The sequence below is a fragment of the Vibrio sp. Vb0349 genome, from assembly GCF_033338975.1.
On sequence record NZ_JAWOTS010000465.1, the window covers coordinates 1 to 1,032 of the forward strand.

The 1,032-nt window shown below is 45.6% G+C and carries 1 protein-coding gene; it reads left to right on the forward strand.

Features of this window, described 5'->3' with window-relative positions; translation table 11 throughout:
- On the forward strand, positions 1-1,032 hold a 1,032-nt coding region (locus R7Q47_RS26630), incomplete at both ends, for an Ig-like domain-containing protein (RefSeq protein WP_318090321.1).

The window sequence follows — 1,032 nt, forward strand, 5'->3', positions numbered from 1 at the left end:
GCTGATGGTTTGAATGAGTTAGAAAATGATGGAAGCAGTGATTCCGGCGATTTGTACCCTAACGGTGGCACTGAGATTTCCGACACTTCTAATCCAGGACTTCAAGCAATTGCTGGGTTTGAAACTGGTGTTCGTATTTCTAACATTGCTAGCAGTACGAATGGCGGCAGTTTCTCCCTTGAGCAAGCGAGCGAGCCAAACAAATCGGCTTGGCTGAACTCTCTCTATCAAGGTTATGTGTTTGCTAGTAGCACAAATACGCTGGCGGTTTCACTAGATTTAAATAACGCTACAGAACTGGATGGTATTCAGCTGTACGCGCAAAGAAGCAGCCTTCAAAGTGACATGACTTACCGAGTATGGCGATTCCCATTCTCAGGTAATGCGGGTTACCGTTTGGTGTTAGACCAAGACAGCGCTGAACTGCTACAACAAGGTTCTTTCCAAAAATCATCACGAATCTTATTCCCTCAGCCAAGCCAACTAAGTGCTGGTCAGCATCTGTTGGTGGTGGAATTGGAAGGCGGTGAGTTTGAAGCGAACTTTGATTTCGGTCGTGTTCTAAAATCAGAAAAATCCTCTTTACCTGTGATGTGGACAGGCAGCAATAGCGACATGTACACATTTGGTTTGAATCAGACAGGCTTCTCTTTCGTACCGTTTGCCGCGCTGCTGAATGTGGATGCGAGTCATGTCGTTGAGGCAAAAGCAGACTCATTGCAAACCGATAAGAACAAGTCAATCGAGTTGAACTTGATGGACAATGACTTTATGGCCGTTGGTTATCAGTTCAATGTGGACATCGTTCAACAACCAGAACATGGCACCATTTCGGGTAATCAGTACCAACCTGACATGAACTTTGTTGGCTTGGACCGTTTTCAATATCGTTTGTTGTCGATTGATGGTGCCTACTCATCTTCAATCGTGAATGTGCAAGTGGAAGTGCTTGGCAGCAACGAAGCGCCAGTTGCGGTGATTAATGTTGATAATCAAGACATGACGGTTGGGCAGCGAGTCACGTTGTCTGCA